General features: G+C 62.8%; 24 protein-coding genes and 1 tRNA gene. 14 read left to right on the plus strand and 11 right to left on the minus strand.

Translation table 11 applies throughout. The features are described 5' to 3' along the window. Position 1 precedes the first annotated feature (1 nt). Positions 2-175, plus strand: a complete 174-nt coding sequence (locus PKKP23_RS34935) for an antitoxin PaaA2 family protein (protein ID WP_338120165.1) — start codon at positions 2-4, stop codon at positions 173-175. Positions 176-353: 178 nt separating this feature from the next. Here PKKP23_RS34935 and PKKP23_RS18855 read toward each other — a convergent pair whose 3' ends face one another. The 5 genes from PKKP23_RS18855 to PKKP23_RS18875 all read right to left on the minus strand — a co-directional run bounded on the left by PKKP23_RS18855 (position 354) and on the right by PKKP23_RS18875 (position 4718). Next, on the minus strand, positions 354-1304 hold the full coding sequence (locus PKKP23_RS18855; RefSeq protein ID WP_240659060.1) for a DUF3800 domain-containing protein: 951 nt from the start codon (positions 1302-1304) through the stop codon (positions 354-356). A gap of 680 nt (positions 1305-1984) precedes the next feature. Then, the gene (locus PKKP23_RS18860) at positions 1985-2869 is read right to left on the minus strand and encodes a replication initiation protein (protein ID WP_240659061.1); all 885 of its coding nucleotides are present in this window, start codon (positions 2867-2869) and stop codon (positions 1985-1987) included. Positions 2870-2872: 3 nt separating this feature from the next. Next, a complete protein-coding gene (locus PKKP23_RS18865; protein ID WP_240659062.1) occupies positions 2873-3181 on the minus strand; it encodes a hypothetical protein in 309 nt (102 codons plus the stop codon). 437 nt (positions 3182-3618) lie between these two features. Continuing rightward, a tRNA-Pro gene (locus PKKP23_RS18870) sits at positions 3619-3695 on the minus strand. Positions 3696-3725: 30 nt separating this feature from the next. Then, positions 3726-4718, minus strand: coding sequence for a polyprenyl synthetase family protein (locus tag PKKP23_RS18875; protein WP_026121911.1), 993 nt, complete (start codon positions 4716-4718; stop codon positions 3726-3728). Between the two features lie 249 nt (positions 4719-4967). On the opposite strand from PKKP23_RS18875, the gene rplU reads away from it, so the two are divergent. The 4 genes from rplU (at position 4968) to proB (ending at position 8096) form a co-directional block, all read left to right on the plus strand. Beyond that, positions 4968-5279: a 50S ribosomal protein L21 gene (gene rplU / locus PKKP23_RS18885; protein WP_006025184.1), complete on the plus strand. Its 312-nt coding sequence runs from the start codon at positions 4968-4970 to the stop codon at positions 5277-5279. Positions 5280-5303: 24 nt separating this feature from the next. Then, the gene (gene rpmA / locus PKKP23_RS18890; RefSeq protein WP_017777104.1) at positions 5304-5567 is read left to right on the plus strand and encodes a 50S ribosomal protein L27; all 264 of its coding nucleotides are present in this window, start codon (positions 5304-5306) and stop codon (positions 5565-5567) included. Positions 5568-5761: 194 nt separating this feature from the next. Beyond that, positions 5762-6895: an Obg family GTPase CgtA gene (gene cgtA, locus PKKP23_RS18895; protein WP_126878012.1), complete on the plus strand. Its 1134-nt coding sequence runs from the start codon at positions 5762-5764 to the stop codon at positions 6893-6895. Positions 6896-6977: 82 nt separating this feature from the next. Then, on the plus strand, positions 6978-8096 hold the full coding sequence (gene proB, locus PKKP23_RS18900; protein WP_017777102.1) for a glutamate 5-kinase: 1119 nt from the start codon (positions 6978-6980) through the stop codon (positions 8094-8096). Positions 8097-8117: 21 nt separating this feature from the next. Here proB and PKKP23_RS18905 read toward each other — a convergent pair whose 3' ends face one another. After that, on the minus strand, positions 8118-8678 hold the full coding sequence (locus PKKP23_RS18905; RefSeq protein ID WP_026121910.1) for a CNP1-like family protein: 561 nt from the start codon (positions 8676-8678) through the stop codon (positions 8118-8120). 148 nt (positions 8679-8826) lie between these two features. Then, entirely contained in the window at positions 8827-9495 is a 669-nt protein-coding gene (locus PKKP23_RS18910; protein ID WP_126878013.1) for an RNA pyrophosphohydrolase, read from the minus strand. A 245-nt stretch (positions 9496-9740) separates the two neighbouring features. On the opposite strand from PKKP23_RS18910, the gene PKKP23_RS18920 reads away from it, so the two are divergent. Together PKKP23_RS18920 and PKKP23_RS18925 are read left to right on the plus strand one after the other, a co-directional pair. Next, positions 9741-11477: a proline--tRNA ligase gene (locus PKKP23_RS18920; RefSeq protein WP_126878015.1), complete on the plus strand. Its 1737-nt coding sequence runs from the start codon at positions 9741-9743 to the stop codon at positions 11475-11477. A gap of 19 nt (positions 11478-11496) precedes the next feature. Beyond that, a complete protein-coding gene (locus tag PKKP23_RS18925) occupies positions 11497-12093 on the plus strand; it encodes a MarC family protein (RefSeq protein ID WP_017777098.1) in 597 nt (198 codons plus the stop codon). Positions 12094-12217: 124 nt separating this feature from the next. On the opposite strand, the gene PKKP23_RS18930 is transcribed toward PKKP23_RS18925, so the two are convergent. Both PKKP23_RS18930 and ffh read right to left on the minus strand, forming a co-directional pair. After that, positions 12218-12769 (minus strand): hypoxanthine-guanine phosphoribosyltransferase, encoded by a 552-nt coding sequence (locus tag PKKP23_RS18930; RefSeq protein WP_017777097.1) that lies wholly within the window; start codon positions 12767-12769, stop codon positions 12218-12220. A gap of 148 nt (positions 12770-12917) precedes the next feature. Next, positions 12918-14285: a signal recognition particle protein gene (gene ffh / locus PKKP23_RS18935; RefSeq protein ID WP_042302537.1), complete on the minus strand. Its 1368-nt coding sequence runs from the start codon at positions 14283-14285 to the stop codon at positions 12918-12920. 81 nt (positions 14286-14366) lie between these two features. On the opposite strand from ffh, the gene PKKP23_RS18940 reads away from it, so the two are divergent. The 7 genes from PKKP23_RS18940 (at position 14367) to PKKP23_RS34995 (ending at position 22516) form a co-directional block, all read left to right on the plus strand. Next, complete coding sequence (locus tag PKKP23_RS18940; RefSeq protein WP_017777095.1) at positions 14367-15296, plus strand: cytochrome C assembly family protein; 930 nt, start codon at positions 14367-14369, stop codon at positions 15294-15296. A gap of 5 nt (positions 15297-15301) precedes the next feature. Then, the gene (locus PKKP23_RS18945) at positions 15302-15655 is read left to right on the plus strand and encodes a PP0621 family protein (protein WP_126878016.1); all 354 of its coding nucleotides are present in this window, start codon (positions 15302-15304) and stop codon (positions 15653-15655) included. Next, on the plus strand, positions 15652-16272 hold the full coding sequence (gene ampD, locus PKKP23_RS18950) for a 1,6-anhydro-N-acetylmuramyl-L-alanine amidase AmpD (RefSeq protein ID WP_126878017.1): 621 nt from the start codon (positions 15652-15654) through the stop codon (positions 16270-16272). The genes PKKP23_RS18945 and ampD overlap by 4 nt, the downstream gene beginning before the upstream one ends. A gap of 471 nt (positions 16273-16743) precedes the next feature. Next, positions 16744-19773 carry a ribonucleoside-diphosphate reductase subunit alpha gene (locus tag PKKP23_RS18955; RefSeq protein ID WP_126878018.1) on the plus strand — a complete coding sequence of 1010 codons (3030 nt, stop codon included), beginning with the start codon at positions 16744-16746 and terminating at the stop codon, positions 19771-19773. Positions 19774-20236: 463 nt separating this feature from the next. After that, positions 20237-21472 carry a ribonucleotide-diphosphate reductase subunit beta gene (locus PKKP23_RS18960; RefSeq protein ID WP_126878019.1) on the plus strand — a complete coding sequence of 412 codons (1236 nt, stop codon included), beginning with the start codon at positions 20237-20239 and terminating at the stop codon, positions 21470-21472. A gap of 91 nt (positions 21473-21563) precedes the next feature. Then, the gene (locus tag PKKP23_RS18965; protein WP_081601906.1) at positions 21564-21881 is read left to right on the plus strand and encodes a hypothetical protein; all 318 of its coding nucleotides are present in this window, start codon (positions 21564-21566) and stop codon (positions 21879-21881) included. Positions 21882-21910: 29 nt separating this feature from the next. Further along, positions 21911-22516, plus strand: coding sequence for a histone H1-like DNA-binding protein (locus PKKP23_RS34995; RefSeq protein ID WP_017777090.1), 606 nt, complete (start codon positions 21911-21913; stop codon positions 22514-22516). Between the two features lie 241 nt (positions 22517-22757). Here the strand turns inward: PKKP23_RS34995 and PKKP23_RS18975 are convergent, their stop codons facing one another. Next, positions 22758-23234 (minus strand): outer membrane lipoprotein, encoded by a 477-nt coding sequence (locus tag PKKP23_RS18975; protein ID WP_042302531.1) that lies wholly within the window; start codon positions 23232-23234, stop codon positions 22758-22760. Between the two features lie 45 nt (positions 23235-23279). Then, positions 23280-24218, minus strand: coding sequence for a carbohydrate kinase family protein (locus PKKP23_RS18980; RefSeq protein WP_126878020.1), 939 nt, complete (start codon positions 24216-24218; stop codon positions 23280-23282). Between the last annotated feature and the right edge of the window lie 100 nt (positions 24219-24318).

Genomic DNA, 24318 nt, shown 5'->3' on the forward strand with positions numbered 1-24318 from the left:
TATGTTGAATCCGCCTCGCGCCCCGCGCGCATACGAAAGATGGTTCCGCGCGCAGGTGCAGGAGTCGTTAGACGACCCCCGCCCGAATGTGCCACACGGGAAGGTGCAGCGCGAAATGCGCGAGAAGAAAGCGGCGCTGCGCACGCAGCTCACACGGGCCCGCGCTAAATCATGATCGTTGAGCGGCACGAAAGGCGCGAGGTCCAGCCGAGCCGCGTATCCCGCGTCCCTATGGACAAGCGGGGACAACTCTGGCGAGTTGCCCCCGCTTGTCCACAGGGGACCCTCGCGGCGTGGTGCCTACGGCGTGACTCGCTGCGCTCGCCCAATTTGCACCGATGGCCACCGACTGATCAAGGGATGATCAGTGCGCCTGGGGCAGTGCGGATCGGATGTTGCACTGCTGGCTGAACTGGGGCTGCCGGCTGAGCAGCCTTTGGGATAGCCGGCGGGAACGGAAATGCTGGCGGCTGAGCTGTCGCCAAGCGCGCCGGTGTTGCAGGATCGAGTACCTGATGCAGCCCAGTCCTGCCATTCCCGAGAGAAGCGAAGAACGGCTGGATTTGCGGCCACCCCCATTCATCAAGCTTGCTGTAGTGTCGGAAGATCCAGTAGGCGATGCTGTCTGCGAGCTGAATCAGTCGTGTCGACTTTGAGTCGGCGAACATCGGCACCTCGGCGAAATTGCGCAACCGCCCATTCGCGTGACCGACGTGCTTGAACGTCTTGTGCAGCGACTGCATGGCCTTTTCTTCCGTGGCGCGCTTCTGATCGAGAACGAAAAGACCGCGCTGCGGATCTTTTTCGCGCTGATATTTGAGGGCCAAGAAATCGTCAAACTTTGACGCGACCACCTCGTAGCAGTGGGGGAGAATGTCGGCCGTGCGCGCCATCTGGCTTTGCTCTACAACGGACGCGAACACGTTCAGTCTAGGGCGGGTGTTGATGAGCACGCGTAACACGTCCGCCGATGCCTGCGCCCGTTCTGCTGCGCTAAATATCTCCCAGCCCTCTTTGCTTGCCTTCATCGGCGCAGCGTGCAATTCTAGGTATTTGCCAGCTCTTTGCTCGAACGGTTCCGCGATTGCATCGAGCTCCTGCTCGAGCCAGTGCGTTTGGCGTTCAAACGCGGCCACGCCGGCAAGAACGAAGAACGGAGTGTTCAGGTCGCCGGGTGAGCCCGACTCGTCGAGATACGTTAAATACACGCTATACCCGTAGCAGAAATGAAAACGGGCTGCCGAAGCAGCCCGTCGTATTTGGTAAGCCAGGTGGATCAAACGTCCAGCGCGTCGCAACTTCACGGCACTCCCGACTCAAGGTCAATACTAACAAATACAACTATCGGTTGCAAGCATGTCTCACGCAAATCCACCGCTATCGTCGCGTGAATGACAACTCTGACGAGTTGCCCCAGCTTGCCCACAGGGGTCCCTCACGGCGTGACTCGTGGCGCTCGCCCAATTTGGATCGATAAGGTGGGCAGACCTCCTTTTCTGCAAGCCCTCGCGTTCAATTACCGCTCACAGTTCGCGCGCGCCGTCGCGCCCGGATCGAGGCGCACGGGGACCCACGCCATCGGCGTGGGGAGAGCGCCGACCGCCCGTAGGGCGGGCGATCCGGTGAGGCCATTGTGGCCCACTGCGGGGGCCGTCTTGCCCCCGCTTGCGGGGGCGTGGATTTGACTTCCCCTCACAAGGTGGCCTTGAAGCGGCTGGGGCGGAGTTAGGGCCGGGCGCGGCCTCGTTTTAGATACGTTTCCACGTTTTAAACCTTTTAGCCACGCTCGAAGCCTTGCTGGGTGGGGCCTTGCGGGGCGCTATTGGTGGGAAGGCCCGGTTCTATTGGTGAGAAAGCCCGGCTTATTGGTGGGAAAGCCCGGTCTATGGTGGAAAAGCCCGGTTCTATCCACAGGCTGCGTCGGCGCCTCGCGTCACGAAAAAGGCCCGCACTTGGCGGGCTGTTATTGGTGGGAAAACCCGGTTCAGAACGCCAAACTGCCTTGGGGGTCGGTTGTGAACTTGAATTTCAAGCCGATCACTTTGCGGCCGGCTTTCACGGGCGTCCATTCCAGCAGCAGACCATTCTTTTCGCGAAGCTCTTTCACGGCCGGCTGGATCACGCGCAAGCGGAGCTCCTTGAAATTGGCGCGGGCGGTCGCTGAAGCGTCTGTCGCCTCATGAAATTGGGCGATGGTGGGCGACCACTGGCCGGCTGCCTGCCACGATTTCAAACATTCGAAAATTCGCCACGTATAGACCGATCGGAACGCTGCGGCGTGTTTCAGCTTGTACGTGGTGAACTCTTTGCGCAGACCAAACAAGAACGGCACCAAGTCAGGATGCCAGCGGACCTCGACAGTGCCTTCGCCTTTTGCGTACTTCCCCGTAATGATCCAGCTACGCGCTTCGCGGACGGTCCCGCGTCGAGTCTGCCGCTCTACAATCAGCTTGGGCTGTTGCAGGGCCTCAGCGCCGGCCTGTAGCTGCTCGTAGGCCGTGTCGAGCGTGACGTCAAACGTCTCCGCATATTCCATCGCGGTTAGTTTGACTGTCTGCATCCGTTCATCCATCAGGCCGCGAGCATCGGTGCTGTCCGTTTTTGCCAATGCAGCCGCGATAAACCGCTTCTCGGCAAGCGACAAGCCATGCGCCGACCGCATCATGGCGTTTGCCATCGTCACCTGTCGGTCGGAAATCCTCGTCTGACTGTTTGGCTTAGAGGTCAGCGTCTTTCGCGGCTGAACTATGAACGGCTTGCCCACGCTCGGCAGCAACTCGCGTTCCGTCTTCCGCATGGCCCTCTCGGCCATATCCTCGACGAACGCGACCAAATCCGAATTGGGACCCAACTTGACTGGTGAACTCATGGTTCACCCGCCTTTTTTCAGTAACTCCTCGTGGCGCAGCCGGGCTAGCTGTGCCGCTATGGTGGGTCGGCCGCGGGGGCGGCGGACAGGTTCTGGCTCGGGGCGGTGCGAGTTGATCCACGCGAGTACGTCGTGCTCGTACCAGCAGAGCCGCCGGGAGTGCGGCATCTTGAACGGTGTGGGGATGAGATGCTGGTACTTGGCGTTGGTCGCGCAAGTACGGATGGTGGTCGGCGTTTTTCCGATCAGTGCTGAGAGTTGTTCGACGAAGAGAATGCGCGGCAGTTCGTCCTGGCGGACGATAACGGGCATAGGCATACAGGCCTCACAAGGCAAACGCGCTTGTGAGGGACGCCTCTTGGCAAACGAAAACTATGCCTTCGCTTGCCTCATCGTCGACTAGCCACTCGGAGTGGTTCCCACGGAGGTCAGCGCTTGATCCCCGTTCCTGCCCCTAAACTACCTTTCGGCCGCGGTCCGCCGAACTACCAACCTCCTGGACTTATCCCTCTAGCTTCGTCCATTCAGTCTCGCATTCTCAGCGCCAAGGGTGCACGGTGCTTCTTGATATGGCGCCTTGCGAGTTGATCACCGTGATGCATACCCATGCATGCGAGCATAAAAAAATGTCCCGAAGCCGTCAAGCCTTGGGACATTCTTGGGACACTCAACTCCTCGATTTACTCTAAACAACTGTTAAGAGTTGTTCTGAGTGTCTTAGATAAATTGCTGATCTATTTAGAAAATTCTGGTCGGGGTGAGAGGATTCGAACCTCCGGCCTCTACGTCCCGAACGTAGCGCTCTACCAGGCTAAGCTACACCCCGAATTAGACTCTCGTGACGTTTCAGTCTTGTTCAGGACTGACGCGTCGTCGAGTAAGAACATAATTCTAGCAGGCTTTCCTTGTAAATGGAATCCGGGAACGAAGAAATTGCCGCGGCGGCCGCACGCGCTTCTTGTTTCGCACATTCCAGCGTGTGGTCGAGCGCACCGGAGCGCGTGATGGCGGCGAAGATATCCTCGAAACGGTCTGTACCGCCTTGTTCGATGGCTTCGCGGGCGAGTGCCGACTCGGCCGGCGTGCCGTGCTCGATGAGCCAGATCAGCGGCAGCGTGGGTTTGCCTTCGCGCAGATCGTCGCCTGCATTCTTGCCCATGGACTCCGCCGTGCCCGTGTAGTCGAGCCAGTCGTCCATGATCTGGAAAGCCGTGCCGATGCGCCGGCCGTACTCGGCAGCAGCCTCTTCGGTCTTCGCATCAGCACCGGACAGCACGGCGCCCAACTGCGCTGCCGCTTCGAAGAGCTTCGCCGTCTTGTAGCGGATCACCTGCATGTAGCGCGCCTCGTCCACGTCCGCGTCGTGCATGTTGAGGAGCTGCAGGACTTCGCCTTCGGAGATGATGTTGGTGGCTTCGGCGAGAATTTCCATCACGCGCATCTTGCCGACGCCCACCATCATCTGGAACGAGCGGGAATACAGGAAGTCGCCCACCAGCACGCTGGCCGCGTTGCCGAAGAGCGCATTCGCTGTTTGCCGGCCGCGCCGCAGATCCGATTCGTCGACCACGTCGTCGTGCAGCAGCGTTGCCGTGTGGATGAACTCGATCACGGCGGCCAACTCGTACCGGTGCCCGGTGCGCTCGCCGAGCGCACCCGCCACGAGAAGCAGCAGCGCGGGACGCAAGCGCTTGCCACCAGCGCCGATGATGTACTCGGAGATCTGGTTGATCAGCATCACCTCGGACGCCAGACGTTGCCGGATGACACGGTTCACCTGCTCCATGTCTTCAGCAATCGGGGCAAGCAGGGTGGCGGCGTTGGGGGCAGAAGTGGCGGTCGACGACATGATGGTGAGAATGGGTAGTGCCGCGAATTATAAGGCGAACGGGCACATCCCGGGCTTTGGCGCGGTGGTGCAAGGGCGGCTGCGGCCGGCGAATGCCTTGCCGGCGTTGGCTGGCAAGGCGGGAGCACGCTGTGACTGACGGTGGCGCGAGGGCCGTGAATGAGCTTTGACCTTGCTTCTAACTCTATGTATAATCACGGGTTTCCGCGCGCGGTGCGTCGGAAAAACGAATCCAGAGTGAGGTTTTCAATGTACGCGGTCATAAAAACCGGCGGCAAGCAGTACAAGGTTGCCGTTGGCGAAAAACTTAAAGTAGAACAGATACCGGCTGACATTGACGCAGAAATCACGCTCGACCAGGTTCTCGCAGTGGGCGAAGGCGAATCGATCAAGTTCGGTACGCCGCTGGTCAGTGGGGCTTCCGTCAAGGCCACCGTTGTGTCGCACGGTCGTCACGCCAAAGTGACCATCTTCAAGATGCGTCGCCGGAAGCACTACCAGAAGCATGGCGGCCACCGCCAGAACTACACCGAACTGCGCATCGACGCGATCAACGCGTAAGCGCAACGGTCAAGGAGCAATCACATGGCACACAAAAAGGCAGGCGGCTCGTCACGCAACGGCCGCGATTCCGAGTCGAAACGACTGGGCGTCAAAGTGTACGGCGGTCAGGCAATCAATGCCGGCGGCATCATCGTGCGTCAGCGCGGCACGCGCATGCACCCGGGTGACAACGTCGGCATCGGCAAGGATCACACGCTGTACGCGCTGGTCGACGGCCACGTCAAGTTCACGACGAAGGGCGCCGCCCGGAAGCATACGGTCGTCGTCGTCCCGGCAGCAGCCTGAGCGGCCCTTCAGGCACGGGTAACTGACCGGATGAAAGGCCCCGCGAAGTTTGCGGGGCCTTTTTCATTGGTGCTGCGAACGCGCTGCGCGCTCGCATGCGGACAATCGCGGACTCAATTCCCTTGGCCGTTCGGTCAGTTGGTGTCGGCCCGCGCAGCGCGGCAAAATAGCGAAAACACGGGACGGAGTAACGCATGAAGTTCATTGACGAAGCGAAGATCGAAGTCATCGCCGGCGATGGGGGCGATGGCAGCGCGTCGATGCGCCGCGAGAAGTTCGTCCCGTTCGGCGGCCCCGACGGCGGGGACGGCGGACGCGGTGGTAGCGTCTATGCCATCGCGGACCGCAACATCAACACGCTGATCGACTACCGCTATACAAAAAAGCATCAGGCGCGCAATGGCGAGAATGGCCGCGGCTCGGACTGCTACGGCAAGGGCGGCGACGACATCACGCTGCGCATGCCCGTCGGCACGATCATTACCGATATCGACACTGGCGAAGTGATTGCCGATCTGACCGAGCACAACCAGCGTGTGCTGGTCGCGAAGGGTGGTGCTGGTGGTTTGGGCAATCTGCACTTCAAGTCGTCTACGAACCGGGCGCCGCGCCAGAAGACGGAGGGCAAGCCCGGTGAGCGCCGCATGGTGCGACTGGAGCTGAAGGTGCTCGCAGACGTTGGCCTGCTCGGTATGCCGAACGCGGGCAAGTCCACCTTCATTTCGTCTGTCTCGAACGCGAAGCCGAAGATTGCCGATTACCCGTTCACGACGCTCGCGCCCAATCTCGGTGTGGTGCGCGTGGCGCCTGGCAAGAGCTTTGTCATCGCGGATATTCCGGGGCTGATCGAGGGGGCCGCGGAGGGTGCGGGACTCGGGCACCAATTCCTGCGCCACTTGCAGCGCACCGGGCTGCTGCTGCATCTCGTGGACCTTGCGCCATTCGACGAGGGCACGGATCCGGTCGCTGAAGCGAAGGCGATCGTCAACGAACTGCGCAAGTACGACGAGTTGCTCTATCAGAAACCTCGCTGGCTGGTGCTGAACAAGCTCGACATGGTGCCGGAAGGAGAGCGCGAAGTGCGCGTGGCCGACTTCGTCAAGCGCTTCGAGTGGGACGGCCCTGTCTTCGAAATTTCCGCGCTCACGGGCCAAGGCTGCGAAAACCTCTGCTACGCCGTGTACGACTACGTCGCCGCCCATTCTGACGCCCGGCGTGCCGAGGAGGCCGAAGATCTGGCCTCAGACGTGCGGTTTCGCGGCGCGCCTGGCGCGTCCGGTCAGAACGAGGGCGAGGCTGGAACAGCACCAGACCCGTCGCAAGGGTAGGCTATATGTTCCGCCGGTGTTCGCAATGACTCGTGCGCCGGCGTTCCTCCAGCATCATCAGTTATCGCGGAGATTGCGCAGCATGCGTTCCGTCATTGCCGATTCCCGGCGTCTCGTTGTGAAAGTGGGATCGAGCCTCGTCACCAACGACGGGCGTGGGCTCGATCACGAGGCTATCGGCCGCTGGGCCGCACAGATCGCGGCGTTGCGCAGCGCAGGCAAGGAAGTGGTGCTGGTGAGTTCGGGGGCGATCGCGGAGGGTATGCAGAGGCTCGGCTGGACGAAGCGTCCGCGCGAAATCGACGAACTGCAGGCTGCCGCTGCGGTGGGGCAAATGGGGCTCGCGCAGGTCTACGAGAGCCGCTTCGCCGAGCATTCCATCCGCACCGCGCAAATTCTGCTCACGCACGGGGACCTCGCCGACCGCGAACGCTATCTCAACGCGCGTTCCACGCTGCTGACGCTGCTGCGGCTGGGTGTGGTGCCGATCATCAACGAGAACGACACAGTGGTTACCGACGAAATCAAGTTCGGTGACAACGACACGTTGGGGGCGCTGGTCGCGAACCTGATCGAAGGCGACGCGCTCATCATTCTCACGGATCAGCGCGGCCTCTATACCGCCGATCCACGCAAGGATCCGAACGCGACGCTTGTGGCCCAGGCCGACGCCGGTGCGCATGAGCTCGAGGCCATGGCCGGCGGCGCGGGCTCGAGCATCGGCCGTGGCGGCATGCTCACGAAGATTCTGGCCGCCAAGCGCGCCGCCCACAGTGGCGCGAACACCGTGATCGCGAGCGGCCGGGAGTCCGACGTGCTGCTACGACTTGCCGCAGGCGAGGCGATCGGCACCCAGCTGATCGCGCGTACGGCGCGTATGACGGCGCGCAAGCAATGGATGGCCGACCATCTCCAGGTGCGTGGCCACGTGGTGATCGACGACGGCGCTGTCGAGAAGCTCACGTCAGGCGGCAAGAGCCTGCTGCCGATCGGCGTCGTCGCCGTGCAGGGCGCCTTTGCGCGCGGCGAGGTGATCGCCTGTCTGAATGGCACGGGCGTCGAGGTGGCGCGCGGCATCACCAATTACAGCAGTGCCGAAGCCAAACTGATCCAGCGCCACCCGAGCGGGGAGATCGAGTCCGTGCTCGGCTACATGCTCGAGCCCGAACTGATCCATCGCGATAACCTGGTGCTGATCTGACGGCTTGACGCCGTCAGTCGGTCAGTGGATGAGCGAAGTCGCGGTGCGCTTGTAGCGCATGTTCTCGACGATCCGTTGCGCCGAACCCGTCGGAATCTTGTTCGCGCAGAAGTAATCCTGATACAGCGCGGCCTGATAGGCATTCAGGTTGCCGTTCTCGATTCGCTTCCAGTCGGTCGCGACCGAGCGGTCCCAGCCGTCGTGATCGGCGTTCAGACCAGCGTACTGGCGCCACTCATAGGTATCGCAGCGGATCCCTTCGTAGTTGACGTTACGCGCGCCGGTCGGGCTGGTGATTACCACCGTGTAGCGCACCACGCCGTCGCTGCCTACCGAAACCGAGCCCGGGTCCACCCCGAAGCTGAGCGGCGTGTTCTGCGAGACGTCGAACGGCAACAGGCGTGCGCCAGGCTGCGGCAGGGGAGGAAGTGTCTCGACTTTGTTCTCCGTCCAGTTCGCCGGCTTGTCGAACAGGTAGGTGAACACGCTGTCGTCCTGGTTGGTTTTGGGCTGCGTGCTGGAGCAGGCAGCGAGAAGCGCCCCGGTGGCGACGCACGCCACGGCCAAAGCAAATCGTTTCAATATGATGTCCTCGAAACGCCGGCGGTTCGTTCGAACGAATCACCGGCGGCAGCGGCGCGTGAAGTGCCGCCAGAAGTGCCACGACAGGCAGGTACAGTCCGCCGCTCCAACCGTTCAACGAAGAACGGTCGAAACAGCGGCAAAACGATCAGGAGGCCGGGTCTATGCTGCGAACGGTCAGGCTTTCCATCGATCCGCAGTCACCCTCCACAGTGGTGTGGATGGTCGTTGTCTCGACGGTCACGAGCGTTTGCGAAATCGTCGCCGCCTCGTGGGCAGACGACGCGACGCGGGGGTACCGCGCTCCATGCGCATGTGTCCCACTGTGCTCGGGGCGCGGCGCAGGGCGCCGCAGAAAACGCGACAATTCCGTCAGCGCAAGCTGATAGACATCCCGCTTGAACTCGATCACGGCGTCGAGCGGCACCCAGTATTCATTCCAGCGCCAGGCGTCGAACTCGGGGTGATCGGTCGCTCGCAGACAGATGTCGCAATCGCGTCCGAGCATCCTGAGCAGGAACCAGATCTGCTTCTGGCCGCGGTAGTGACCGCGCACCTCGCGCTTGATGAACTTGTCGGGCACCTCATAACGCAACCAGTCGCGCGTGCGACCAATGATCTTGACGTGCTCTGGATGCAGGCCGGTTTCTTCGTGCAACTCCCGATACATCGCCTGCATGGGGGTCTCACCGTACTTGATGCCCCCTTGCGGAAACTGCCAGGAATGTTCGCGAAGCCGTTTGCCCCAAAACACCTCGTTGTGAGCGTTCAAGAGGATGATGCCGACGTTCGGGCGAAAGCCTTCACGATCCAGCATACAACCACCTTCGAATCCTTTAAAATTGCTTTGATTATAAACAGATAACGGTCCTGACGCACCGGACAGGCACCAGGTTGGAACAATTTCCCGTCGCAGCGCGCAGCGTGGCGGCAGGGGTGCCCGGACACCGGGCCCGCCGCGGGGAATGGTTTGGCGTTTCCACCGCCACGCAGGTCCGGAAATCCCACCGTTTGACCTTCTTCGGGCGGCCCGTCCTGGCCGCCGCTTTTGGAAAACTCTGAATGAAAGCCTCCCGTTTCTTTATCGGCACCCTGAAGGAAGCTCCTGCTGACGCGGAAATCGTCAGCCACAAACTGATGGTGCGCGCCGGCATGATCCGGCGCGTGGCCGGTGGCATCTACAACTACCTGCCTATCGGGCTGCGGTCTATTCGCAAGGTCGAGGCGATCGTGCGCGAAGAGATGAACCGCGCGGGGGCAATCGAGCTGCTGATGCCGTCGGTGCAACCTGCGGAGCTGTGGCAGGAGTCGGGGCGCTGGGAGAAATACGGGCCGGAACTGCTGCGCTTCAAGGACCGCAAGCAGAGCGACTTCGTGCTGGGGCCGACGCACGAGGAAGTGGTGACCGACATCGCGCGTAACCAGGTCAAGAGCTATCGCCAGTTGCCGGTGAATTTCTATCAGATCCAGGCGAAGTTCCGCGACGAGATCCGGCCGCGCTTCGGCGTGATGCGCGGCCGTGAATTCATCATGAAGGACGCCTATTCCTTCGACAAGGACATGGACGGCTTGCGCGAGTCATATCGCAAGATGTACGACGCCTACGTGCGCATCTTTACGCGCTTCGGGCTGGACTTCCGCGCGGTCGCGGCCGATAACGGCGCGATCGGCGGCACGGGCTCCCACGAATTCCACGTGATCGCCGACACGGGCGAAGACGCGATTGCTTACTGTCCGACCTCGGAGTTCGCGGCGAACGTCGAGGCCGCGGAAGCGTTGCCGCTGGTCGCCCAGCGTGCGGCGCCCGCCGAGCCGATGCAGAAGGTCGCCACGCCCGGCAAGGCGAAGTGCGAGGCGGTGGCCGAGCTGCTGAACATCCCGCTCGAGCGCACCATCAAGTCCATCGTGCTCGCCACCGAGAACGAGGGCGCCGAGCCCACCATCTGGCTACTGATGCTGCGTGGCGACCACGACCTCAACGAGATCAAGGCGAGCAAGCTGCCCGGTCTAGCGGACCACCGGTTCGCCACGGAAGAGGAAATCGTCGAGTGGTTCGGCACGCCGCCGGGCTATCTGGGCCCGGTCGGCACGAAGAAGCCCGTTCGCGTAATCGCGGACCGCACGGTCGCGAACATGAGCGACTTCGTCGTGGGTGCGAACGAAGTCGACTATCACATCGCCGGCGTGAACTGGGGCCGTGATCTGCCGGAGCCCGTGGTTGCCGACATCCGCAACGTCAAGAAGGGCGATCCGTCGCCGGACGGCAAGGGCACGATCGACATCTGCCGCGGCATCGAAGTGGGCCATGTGTTCCAGCTTGGCACGCGCTACTCGGAAGCCATGGGCGCGACGTTCCTCGACGAAACCGGCAAGCCGCAGCCCATGCTGATGGGCTGCTACGGCATTGGCGTCACGCGCATTCTGGGCGCGGCGATCGAACAGAATTTCGACGATAAGGGCATTATCTGGCCCGAGGCGATTGCGCCGTTCGAAGTCGTGCTGTGCCCGATGGGCTATGACCGCAGCGACGCCGTGCGCGAGCACGCCGACCGTCTGTACGATCAGCTCGTGGCGGCCGGCATCGACGTGATTCTCGACGACCGCGGTGAGCGTCCGGGCGTGATGTTCGCCGACTGGGAACTGATCGGCGTGCCGCACCGGCTCGTCATCGGCGAGCGCGGCTTGAAGGAAGGCAAGATCGAGTACCAGGCGCGTCGCGACGCCGAACCGACGCTGCTGCCCGTGGAAAGCGCCGCCGCCACGGTAACGGAGAAAGTCCGCGCCGCCCTCGCTCGCTGATCAGGACAGGGGAAACGCGGTGGAATACACGTTTCTGTCCGCGACGATCCTGCTCGTGCTGATCACCGACCCGCTCGGCAACATCCCGCTCTTCATCGGTTGTCTGCGCGGCGTGACCGCGCGGCGGCGGGTCGTCGTGATTCTGCGGGAAGTGGCGATCGCGTTCGTGATCCTGCTGGTGTTCATGATCGTCGGCGACCGCTTCCTGCGCATGATGAGTCTCACCGATCAGTCGCTGCGCATCGGCGGTGGCATCGTGCTGTTCCTGATCGCGCTGCGAATGATTTTTCCGCATCCCGGCGGACCATTCGGCCACGTGAAGGGCGGGGAGCCGCTCATCGTGCCGCTCGCCATTCCGGCGCTCGCCGGCCCATCTGCGCTCGCAACGGTCATGCTGCTCACGTCGCAGGCACCCGGGAAGATGCTCGAATGGATCGGCGCGCTCACGGTGACGATGATCGTGTGTGCGATCGTGCTGGTGCTGGCCGAGCGCATTCAGCAGTGGCTCGGCGAGCAGACGGTGACGGCCTTCGAGCGCCTGATGGGGCTCGTGCTCGTGGCGATTTCGGTGGAGATGATGCTGGGCGGGATCAGGAGCTTCGTCCACCAGCTTTAGATGAGCTGATTTTTCGCGTTCGGTGTGTTGCGTCCCGGTATCGTCCAGATACCGGGCGGGGCGCTGGGCCAGGTGTCAAGCGCGGCTTCACGCGCCGCGCCCTTATGCAAATGCGCCGTCAGGGTTACGCGTCTTCCGTGAGCGCGCGGATGGTCGGCAGATTGCGCCAGTAACCCTTGGCGTCCATGCCGCAGCCGAACACGTAGCGGTCCGGCACTTCGAATCCGCAAAAGTCCGGGCGCAGCGGCTTCGCCTTCTTGATGATCTTTTCGCACAAAACCGCCGACAGGAAGCGCTTTGCGCCCATGTCGAGAATGCGGTCGCGAATGGCCGCCATGGTCTCGCCTTCGTCGAGGATGTCGTCGAGCACAAGCACCACGCGGTCTTTCACCGATTCGGCCGGCGCCACACGCCACTGCATCTCAGCGCTGCCCTTTGTCGTATTCCGATAGCGGGTGAGGTGGATGTAGTCGAACTCGAGCGGGAAATCGAGGTGAGGCAGGAGCATGCCCGTGAACACCGCCGCACCGCCCATCACCGACAGCACGAGCGGGAACTCGTTGCTCATTTCGGCTCGGATCGCGCTGGCCATCCGGCTGATCGACGCGTTGACTTCGTCTGCGGAGACGATCTCTTCGGAGTGGCGGAAAATGTGGAGAGCTTCTTCGCGATTCATGACGTGTAGCGGGCGTTGTCCCTGTCTATATGAGTGTGGGCGAGAACGGCGGCGTGCGCTATAGCATAAACCCGTGCCCCGTCCGGCACGTTCGCCGCTCAAAAAAACGGCAGGCCGACGCAGGGGCGGCCTGCCGCGAACGTTCGTTTCAGCGCATGCCGGGCATCATGCCCTTCATGCCGCGCATCAGCTTCTGCAGGTTGCCGCCCTTGAGCTTCTTCATCATGGTGCGCATCTGCTCGTACTGGTTGAGCATGCGGTTCACTTCCTGAACCTGCACGCCCGCGCCCGCGGCGATCCGGCGCTTGCGCGTCGCCTTGATGAGTTCGGGCTTCGCGCGCTCGGCCGGCGTCATCGAATTGATGATGCCTTCCATGCGGCGCATCTGCTTTTCGGCCTGTCCCATGTCGGCGCCTGACGCGGCCTGCTGGAACTGCGCCGGCAGCTTGTCCATGAGCGACGAGAGGCCGCCCATCTTCTTCATCTGGGACAACTGCGCGCGGAAGTCGTTGAGGTCGAAGTCGCCGCCCTTCTTGACCTTGTCGGCGAGCTTTTGCGCTTGCTGGACGTCGACGCCGCGTTGGGCTTCTTCGACGAGGGCGAGAATGTCGCCCATGCCGAGAATCCGGTTCGCCATGCGGTCCGGATAGAAAATTTCCAGACCATCGAGCTTTTCGGCGACGCCGACGAACTTGATCGGCTTGCCCGTGACGTGCCGCACGGAGAGCGCGGCACCGCCGCGCGAGTCGCCGTCGAGCTTGGTGAGCACGACGCCGGTGAGCGGCAGCGCGTCGTTGAACGCCTTCGCGGTGTTGACGGCGTCCTGGCCCAGCATCGCATCGACCACGAACAGCGTTTCCGCGGGATTCAGCGTGTCGTGCAGGGCCGTGATCTCCTGCATCATCGCTTCGTCGATACCGAGCCGGCCGGCCGTGTCGACGATCAGCACGTCGTGATAGTGACGCTTTGCCCAGTCCACCGCGGCGCGCGCGATGTCGACGGGCTTCTGGTCGGGCTGCGACGGGAAGAACTCCGCGCCCACCTGTTCGGTGACGGTCTTCAACTGCGCGATAGCGGCCGGCCGATAGACGTCGCACGAAACGGTGAGCACTTTCTTCTTGTACTTCTCGCGCAGCAGCTTCGCGAGCTTGCCGACGGTGGTCGTCTTACCCGCGCCCTGCAGGCCGGCCATGAGGATGATCGCGGGCGGCGCGACAGCGAGATTGAGTTCGGCGGCCTTGCCTTCGTAGTCGCCGCCGATTACTGCCGTCAGCTCGCGCTGCACGACGCCGACGAGCGCCTGGCCCGGCGAGAGGCTGGCGAGCACTTCCTCGCCCAACGCCTTTTCCTTGACCTTGGAGATGAAGTCGCGCACCACCGGCAGCGCGACGTCGGCCTCGAGCAGCGCGAGACGCACTTCGCGCAGCATCTCCTGGGTATTCGCCTCGGTGAGCCGGGCTTCGCCGCGCAGCGTCTTGACGACGCGCGCCATCCGTTGGGTGAGAGTGTCGAGCATGGGGGATGGTGGACAGTGCGGCCCGGATGTCGCGCAAAGCGGGAGCCGTCGCGAGAGAGGGGCCTATAGTAAACTGCAACTATGGATATTGTACTGTATGCCCTCACCGTGCTTCTGTACGGCGGCCTGTGCGCTGCCGACTTTCGCGCGCGCCGCCACGTCGCGGTGCAGCCGCTCGCAGGCGGCGTAGCGGCTACGGTGCCTGCGATGCCGGGCGGAGCAAGCGCACCTGCCCAGCCGGCATCGGGCATGGGGCCGGTAGCGCGCGGCGTGCTGTCCCTTGCGCTTATCGTGCATGGCCTGCTGCTTCACACCACCATCTTTCCCGCCAACGCGATGGTGTTCGGCTTCGCGTACGCGCTCTCAGCCATGTTCTGGCTCGGCGCCGGCATCTACTGGATAGAGAGCTTTTTCTTCCCGCTCGACGGTTTGCGGCTGCTCGTGCTGCCGCTCGCGGCCGTTGCATCGGTGCTCCCGCTCGTTTTCGGCGGCGTCCACGTGCTGACTTATGCGGCCGCGCCGATGTTCAAGCTGCACTTCGTCATCGCCAACGTCGCCTATGGTCTTTTCGCCATCGCGGCGCTGCATGCGGTGCTGATGCTCGCGGTGGAGCGCCGGCTGCACGCGCTGCGCGGCGGCGGCCTGCAGCGCGGCGCCGCGCGCAAGGGCTGGCTCTCGAACTGGCTGGAGACTTTGCCGCCGTTGCTCACGCTCGAAAAGTTGCTGTTTCGCCTGATCGGCGCGGGCTTCGTGCTGCTCACGCTCACGCTCGCGTCGGGCATCGTGTTCAGCGAGCAACTGGTCGACCGTGCGCTCACGCTCGATCACAAGACCATCTTCGCGATCCTGTCGTGGCTGATGTTCGGCGCGCTCCTGACGGCACGCAAGCTCTCGGGCTGGCGCGGACGCGCTGCGCTGCGCTGGGTGCTCGCGTCGTTCGCGGCGCTGCTGCTCGCGTACGTGGGTAGCCGTTTCGTTTTTGAGGTGCTGCTGCACCGTCCTGTGGTCTGAATTCGATGAGACAGATTTTTCTGCTGATCTTGCTGTTCGTTGTGGGCCAATGGCTCGCGAAGGCGCTGCGCCGTGTCGACGCGCGCCCGGCCGACCGTGCAGGCGCAGGCGGCCGCGGTGCCGCCGGCCAGCAGGCGGACACGGCGAGCCACCGAGCCGGCGCGGCCGGTACGCGGCTCGCGGAGCCGATGGTCCGCTGCCTGGAGTGCGGCGTGCACGTGCCGAAGAGCGAGTCTGTCGTGGCGGCCAGCCAGTCCTTTTGCTGCGAGGAGCACGCCCGGCGCTATGTCGCTCGTGCCTCGGCTGCGACTGCGCGGGCAGGTAGCGACCGTACCGGCGGCGACACCAGCGCGCGATGAGCGCGGCGCTTCCCAAAGGCTTCGTCGTCGACGCGCAGGGCTGGGTCGCTGCTGCGCGCCGCCTTGCGTCACCGAACTTCGAGGCGCGTCCTGCGGGCGCCGTGCCGACGCTGATCGTCGTGCACAACATCAGCCTGCCGCCCGGCACCTTTGGCGGGACGGCGATCTCCGATCTCTTCCTCAACCGTCTGGATTGCGATGCTCACCCGTATTACGACGCGCATCTGCGCGGCGTGCGGGTGTCGGCGCACTTCCTGATTCATCGCGACGGCTCACTCGAGCAATACGTCTCGTGCGATCAACGTGCATGGCACGCGGGTCTGTCGAATTTCTTCGGGCGCGAGCGTTGCAATGATTTTTCGATTGGCATCGAGCTTGAAGGCACCGACGCGACCCCTTTCGAATCCGCCCAATACGCCGCCCTGGTGGCGCTTGTAAAGGCGCTCGCCGCCCACTATCCGATTGCGGCGCTCGCCGGTCACTCGGACATCGCGCCTCGCCGCAAGACCGATCCTGGTCCGCACTTCGACTGGTTTCACGTGCAGCGCGAGACCGGTCTCGCGGATCGGTATTTCCCCTACCTCTACCCCGAAGCGCGTTCGCGCCGCCCGTCTTAAGTCCTGCCGCTTCATGCCGCTAACCCGCATGGAGTCTTGCTTTGCGGTTTGCCCCGATGCGGCCGTGGGCTCCAAAAAGTCAAGCGTTCAAGGCCAAATAAATCAATTTGAGGTCCGCCTAAAGTCCACTATACTTAGTGCCAAGTTTTGAGGTTGACACTACATCTTGTGTTAAATGCGGCGCCCCGCTCCCCGAGCATGGCGCCGCGCGCATTCCAGGCGTACGAAACTTTTGTGCGGTGCCGCTAGCAATAGCGCTTCAGCAGCACCGGCATCAATCGAGAAGAAGGGCACAGCCAGTGATCGCGACATACACGATGAAGACCGTTGTCCCGTCTGCTTTGTCGCATCCGGCCGCCCGGCCTTGCTGGACCTTCCTCTCCCTCTCCTCGCTCGCGCACGTGGCGGCGCGGCGCTCTTGTTAATCCGCGGAAACTCTCCGCATATTCTCCAGGACCAGGAGCTTTGCACATGCAAACGACCGATAACGTCACGACCCGGTATGAAGACGCACCCGCCGGCCGTCCGCTGACTGACGAACAGAATGCTGGCCAGTCGCTTGCCCCGCAGGCCACCTTTGCCGACTACAAGGTGATTCGCCGCAATGGCAGCGTGGTGTCGTTCGAGCCGTCGAAGATCGCAATCGCCGTGACCAAGGCGTTTCTGGCCGTGAACGGCGGGCAGGGCGCCGCATCGGCGCGCGTACGCGAACTCGTCGACCAACTCACCCAGGCGGTCGTGCGCGCGCTCCTGCGTAGCCGGCCGAACGGCGGCACGTTCCATATCGAAGACATTCAGGACCAGGTCGAACTCGCGCTGATGCGCGGCGGCGAGCACAACGTCGCACGCGCCTACGTGCTGTATCGCGAGAAGCGCAACCAGGAGCGCGGGCATGCGCAGGACACCGGCACCGCACAGGGCGCCCCCGGCCTGACCGTCATCGACAACGGCGTCACGCTCCCGCTGGACCTGAACGCGCTGCGTGCGCTGATCGTGTCGGCTTGCGAGGGCCTCGGCGACGCGGTGAATCCCGACCCCATCGTGGCCGAGACGGTCAAGAACCTGTACGACGGCGTGCCGATGAGCCAGGTCTACGACTCGGCCATCCTCGCCGCGCGTACGATGATCGAGAAGGACCCGGCCTACAGCCAGGTCACGGCTCGCATCCTGCTGCACACCATTCGCCGTGAAATCCTCGGAGAGGAAGTCATCCAGGCGGAGATGGGCGAACGCTACGCCGAATATTTCCCGCAGTTCATCAAGCGCGGCGTGCAGGCTGAACTGCTGGACGACAAGCTGCTGCAGTTCGACCTGAAGCGCCTTGGCGCCGCGCTCGACGCAAGCCGCGACCTGCAGTTCGGCTACCTCGGCCTGCAGACGCTCTACGACCGCTACTTCCTGCACGTGGACGGCACGCGCATCGAAATGCCGCAGGCGTTCTTCATGCGCGTCGCGATGGGCCTCGCGCTCAACGAGATCGACCGGGAAGCGCGCGCCGTCGAGTTCTACAACGTGCTGTCGACTTTCGACTTCATGAGCTCGACCCCCACGCTGTTCAACTCGGGCACCCGCCGCTCGCAGCTCTCGTCGTGCTACCTGACAACGGTGGACGACGACCTCGACGGCATCTATGAAGCGCTCAAGGAAAACGCGCTGCTTTCGAAGTTTGCCGGTGGCCTGGGGAACGACTGGACGCGCGTGCGCGCGCTCGGCTCGCACATCAAGGGCACCAACGGCAAGTCGCAGGGCGTCGTGCCGTTCCTGAAGGTGGTTAACGACACGGCCGTGGCCGTGAACCAGGGCGGCAAGCGCAAGGGCGCGGTCTGCGCGTACCTGGAGTCGTGGCACCTCGACATCGAAGAGTTCCTCGAGCTGCGCAAGAATACGGGCGACGACCGCCGCCGCACCCACGACATGAACACGGCGAACTGGATTCCCGACCTGTTCATGAAGCGCGTGATGGAAGGCGGCGACTGGACGCTCTTTTCGCCGTCCACCTGCCCCGACCTGCACGACAAGTACGGCGCCGAATTCGAGACGGCGTACACCGCTTACGAAGAGAAGGTGGCGCGCGGCGAGCTCAAACTGTTCAAGAAGGTCCCCGCGGCGCAGCTTTGGCGCAAGATGCTGGGCATGCTGTTCGAGACCGGCCACCCGTGGATCACGTTCAAGGACCCCTGCAACATCCGCAGCCCGCAGCAGCACGTCGGCGTGGTGCACTCGTCGAACCTGTGCACCGAGATCACGCTGAACACGAGCGACACCGAAATCGCCGTCTGCAATCTGGGCTCGGTGAACCTCGTCGCACACCTCGCGAAGCAGGCCGACGGCTCGTACGCACTCGATCACGACAAGCTCAAGCGCACCGTTAGCGTGGCGATGCGCATGCTCGACAACGTCATCGACATCAACTACTACGCGGTTGCCAAGGCGCGCAATTCGAACCTGAAGCACCGTCCGGTGGGCATGGGCATCATGGGCTTCCAGGACTGCCTGCACCTGCTGCGCACGCCGTACGCGTCGCAAGAGGCCGTGGAATTCGCCGACCGGTCGATGGAAGCGGTCTGCTACTACGCGTACTACGCCTCCACCGAACTCGCCGAAGAGCGCGGCCGCTATTCGAGCTACCGCGGCTCGCTGTGGGATCGCGGCATCCTTCCGCAAGACACGCTGAAGCTGCTCGCCGAGGCGCGCGGCGGCTACGTCGAAGTCGATACCAGCGAAACGATGGACTGGCCGACGCTGCGTTCCCGCATTGCAACGCACGGCATGCGCAATTCGAACTGCGTGGCGATCGCGCCCACGGCGACCATTTCGAACATCATCGGCGTGTCGGCGTGCATCGAGCCGACCTTCCAGAACCTCTACGTTAAGTCGAACCTCTCGGGCGAATTCACGGTGGTCAACGACTACCTGGTGCGCGACCTCAAGGCACGCGGCCTGTGGGACGAGGTGATGGTTGCCGACCTGAAGTATTTCGACGGCTCGCTCTCGCGCATCGACCGCATCCCGGCCGACCTGCGCGCGATCTACGCCACGGCGTTCGAAGTGGACCCGAAGTGGCTGGTCGAGGCGGCGTCGCGCCGTCAGAAGTGGATTGACCAGGCGCAGTCGCTCAATATCTATATGGGCGGCGCGTCGGGCAAGAAGCTCGACGAGGTCTACAAGCTCGCCTGGGTGCGCGGCCTGAAAACCACCTACTACCTGCGCACGATGGCGGCGACGCACGTCGAGAAGTCGACGGTTGCACACGGTGCGTTGAACGCCGTGCCTTCGGGCGGCGACGGTGGCGCGGGCGGTGCGGGTGGCATGGGCGGCGCAACGGGCGGCAACTCGTTCGGCGTGACGGGTGGTGCGTCGTCGGGCGGCATCGTGGCTGCCGCTGCATCGGCATCGGCGCCGGTTCAGGCTGTGGCAGAAGAAGCACCGCAGGCCGACGGCCCGGTGTGCATGATGCGTCCGGGCGACCCTGGCTTCGAAGAGTGCGAGGCCTGCCAGTAAGCGCAGCAACACTCGTGCGGTGAAGTGAGGAAGGTGGGCGGCGACGGCTTCGTGTGCTGCCCACCTCGCGATCCGGCGGCGCACGAAGATTGCGAGCCTCAGCAGCAAGTACGCAACGGCGAGACAACGAAGGTCGAGGAACGCAGCGCAGACTCATCGCTTCAACCAGGTTTGCTGCCTTGGTCACGAACCTTGCGACGAGCCTCGCAACAGACCTCTTCACAACCTCGCAGCAACCACGTCGAGCATGTCTCAATCTCTTCTTGCAGACGCGCTCGTGATGAAGCGAAGACCTTCGACGACGCATCGCTCGCTCTATCTGCATGAAGCGATGCTCACGATGCGATGAGAAAGTGTTGTATGCAGGTCTCAACGCGAATCGAAAACGGGAATTTTCGTGAGCGAACCCTTTTATCGCTCACGAAAAGATGGTACAAACCGATCTAAATTGATGGTGACATATATGCTCAACTGGGATGACGAGATTACTGCCGTAACTCCGTCGAGCGCTTCGCAACCGAACGTGTTGCGCAACGCGGCGGGTATGGCTGTCGGTACGCAGGCAGTAGCGCGTGCCGCCTCTCCGGTTCCTTCGGCTCAAGACGTTTTCGCGGGCGACATTGCAGTTGCTCCGTACGCGGCGCAGAACACTGCGGCCGCTGCGTCGGCGGTGTCGCCGGAAGCGCGCGTGAACGTGGCCGACAAGCGCATCATCAACGGCAAGACTGACGTCAATCAGCTCGTGCCGTTCAAGTACAAGTGGGCGTGGGAGAAGTACCTCTCGGGTTGCGCGAACCACTGGATGCCGCAGGAAATCAACATGTCCCGCGACATCGCGCTGTGGAAAGACCCGAACGGCCTTTCCGACGACGAGCGCCGCATCATCAAGCGCAACCTCGGCTTCTTCACCACGGCCGACTCGCTCGCGGCGAACAATATCGTGCTCGGCACGTACCGCCACATCACGGCGCCCGAATGCCGCCAGTTCCTGCTGCGCCAGGCGTTCGAGGAGGCGATCCACACGCACGCCTACCAGTACATCGTCGAATCGCTGGGTCTCGACGAAGGCGAGATCTTCAACGCGTATCACGAGGTTTCGTCGATCCGCGCGAAAGACGAATTCCTGATTCCGTTCATCCACACGCTGACCGATCCGTCTTTCAAGACCGGCACGCTCGAAGCGGACCAGGCTCTGCTCAAGTCGCTGATCGTGTTCGCCTGCGTGATGGAAGGCCTGTTCTTCTACGTCGGGTTTACGCAAATTCTGGCGCTCGGCCGCCAGAACAAGATGACCGGCGCGGCGGAGCAGTACCAGTACATCCTGCGTGACGAGTCGATGCACTGCAACTTCGGCATCGACCTCATCAACCAGATCAAGCTCGAAAATCCGCACCTGTGGACTGCTGAGTTCCGTGCGGAGATCCGCGAAATCTTCAAGCAGGCCGTCGACCTCGAATACCGGTATGCGGAGGACACGATGCCGCGCGGCGTGCTCGGCCTCAATGCGTCGATGTTCAAGAGCTACCTGCGCTTCATCTGCAACCGCCGTTGCCAGCAGATCGGTCTCGATGCGCTGTACCCGAACGAGGAGAACCCGTTCCCGTGGATGAGCGAGATGATCGACCTGAAGAAGGAGCGCAACTTCTTCGAGACGCGTGTCATTGAATATCAGACTGGCGGGGCGCTTTCCTGGGAATGACCCTGAGCGCATCGCAGAGAAGATCGATGGGGAGCGCCGGCAGCGTGAAAACGCGGTTGCCGGCCATAGTGATTAGGAGCAGGAACGCCTGATGCAAAGCGTGCCCGGTGCCTTAGCGGCCCAAAAACATGACAGGCACTTTGCGAACCCTTCAGTGGGATGGGCAAACTTCCCCCCGGAAAAAGCCGCTGGCCAGAATGCTGGCGGCTTCATCAAACGCTGGCCGGCGTCGGTATCCGATGCCGGATGGACTTGGCGCGCGGTGCCCGCTGGCACGGCGCGCCTTACCGTATTCATTAGCGTAAGCGCGCAGAACCTGCGTACGCCGATGAATAGCCCGCTTCGTAGCGATCGCCGTGAGACGCGTCCGCGGGAAGCGGGTTTTGACGAAGGGTGTAGTTTGAACTGACCTCTCATCTGAACCTGAAGGAGAAAAAAATGGCAACTGCCAAGAAGAAGCCCGCTGCCAAGAAAGCAGCAGTGAAGAAGGTTGCAGCGAAGAAGGCCGCTCCGGCCAAGAAGGCAGCCGCGAAGAAAGTCGCGGTGAAGAAGGTCGCTGCCAAGAAGGTCGCCGTGAAGAAGGTTGCAGCGAAGAAGGCTGCACCGGCCAAGAAGGCAGCCGCGAAGAAGGTTGCGGCCAAGAAGGCGCCGGCGAAGAAGGCCGCCGTGAAGAAGGTTGCAGCGAAGAAGGCTGCACCGGCGAAGAAGGCAGCAGCCAAGAAGGTCGCGGTGAAGAAGGTTGCAGCGAAGAAGGCCGCACCGGCGAAGAAGGCAGCAGCCAAGAAAGTAGCGACGAAGAAGGTCGCTGCGAAGAAGGCTGCCAAGAAGGCGCCTGCGAAGAAGGCTGCGGCCAAGAAGGCTGCGCCTGCGAAGAAGGCTGCCCCTGCCAAGAAGGCTGCCCCTGCCAAGAAGGCCGCGCCTGCGAAGAAGGCTGCCCCTGCCGCTCCCGCTGCGCCTGCGCAATCGACCGCCCCTGCGGCCACGGTGAAGACGGCGCTGAACCCGGCAGCAGCATGGCCGTTCCCGACGGGCAGCCGTCCGTAAGCAGTCGATGCAGTGACTCGACACACCGCGTGTGTGTCTCACGATTGAGTAAGGCTACTCAATCGCATCCCGCCACCGGCAACCCGGCGGCGGGATTTTTTTTCCTCGCGTCGGGATCTTCCGGCGCACAAAAAAACGCATGCACCGAGGTGCATGCGTTCAAGAATCAGCCAAAAGGATCAGTCAGCGGCGGCGCGCCGACGCAGTACAGGGGAATGAACCCTTGCCGCGACGGGCGCTCCTAGTGCGTCACGCGGGTGACGCCGCCGCTCGACAGCAGCCTGACGCGCTCGCCAGCACGGAATATCTCGCCGGTGGCCGACTGCGTGATGGCACGCAGGTCGCCATTGTCGAGCCGCACGGTGATTTCAACACCATCGCGCATTGCCACACCGTTTTCGACGGCGTTGCCAGCTACGGCACCTGCGATGCCACCCACGATACCCGTGAGGATCGAGCCGCGTCCGCCGCCGATTGCGCTGCCGGCCACGGCGCCGAGTGCACCGCCGCCCACCGCACCGAGGCCACTGGGTTGCCCGTTGTTCGAGCTGATCTTCACCGCCCGTACGCTTTCCACGGTCCCCATGCGGACCGTTTCTTCGCGCTGCGCCTGCGACGCCGTGTAGACGTCGGCGGAGCTGCTGTTGTACGCGCACCCCGTCATGGCGAGCGATCCGGCGATCAGGACTGCTGCAATGACGCGACTCGTTGTTTTCATTTTCTCTACTCCAGATACTGAGCTCCACGCGGAGCCCTCATTCGTTCACAGCAGGTCGTAACCGAACGCCTGCTTGAACCGTTCGCCAATCTGCGCGCGAGTGGGCGCGTAGTTTTGCGGGCCCTGGTGCTCGATCTTGAGTGCACCCATGAGGCTCGCGAGGCGCCCGGTGGTTGCCCAGCCGAGCCGGTTCTCGATACCGTAGAGGAGGCCGCCTCGAAACGCGTCGCCGCAACCCGTGGGGTCGAGCACGCGCTGTGCCGTGACGGCGGGAATCTCTTCTACGCCTTCCTTATGATAGATCCGCGAACCCTGTTCGCCGCGCGTCACGATGAGCGCTTCGACGCGGCTGGCAATGTCTTCGATCGACCAGCCGGTGCGATGGCTTACAAGGCTTGCTTCGTAGTCGTTGACAGCAACGTAAGTGGCAAGTTCAATGGCGTGCCGCAGCGACTCGCCATCGAAGAGCGGCAAGCCCTGACCCGGATCGAAGATGAACGGCACGCCGGCCGCGGCGAACTGTTCGGCATGCTGCACCATGCCGTCGAAGCCATCGGGCGCGACGATGCCGAGCGTGATGCCGTCCGCATGATCGGCGCGGTTGAGATGCGACTGCATCATCGCGCCCGGATGGAATGCCGTGATCTGGTTGTTCTCGAGGTCGGTGGTGATCATCGCCTGCGCGGACCACGTGTCGGGCAGCACCTTCACGTGGGCCTTCGAGAGACCTAGCTGGTCGAGCCGGTCGATGTAAGGTTGCGCGTCCACGCCGCCAAGCGTCGCCATGATGCGCGCGTCGCCGCCAAGAAGATGAAGCGAGTAGGCGATGTTGCCCGCGCAGCCGCCGAACTCGCGACGCATGGTGGGCACGAGGAAGCTCACATTCAGGATGTGCACCTGCTCCGGCAGGATGTGCTCCCTGAACCGGCCCTCGAAAGTCATGATGTTGTCGTAGGCGAGCGAGCCGCAGATCAGCGTAGCCAAGGCGTGAATTCCCCCAATTGAGCGTGCGAGTGCCTGAGAGTGGCGTGAATGGCATGAGCGCCGACCACCGGCGTTGCTGCGCGTCGCATCGAAGCGCGGC

It is taken from the genome of Paraburkholderia kururiensis JCM 10599 = LMG 19447 (assembly GCF_003986935.1).
Lineage (GTDB): Bacteria > Pseudomonadota > Gammaproteobacteria > Burkholderiales > Burkholderiaceae > Paraburkholderia > Paraburkholderia kururiensis.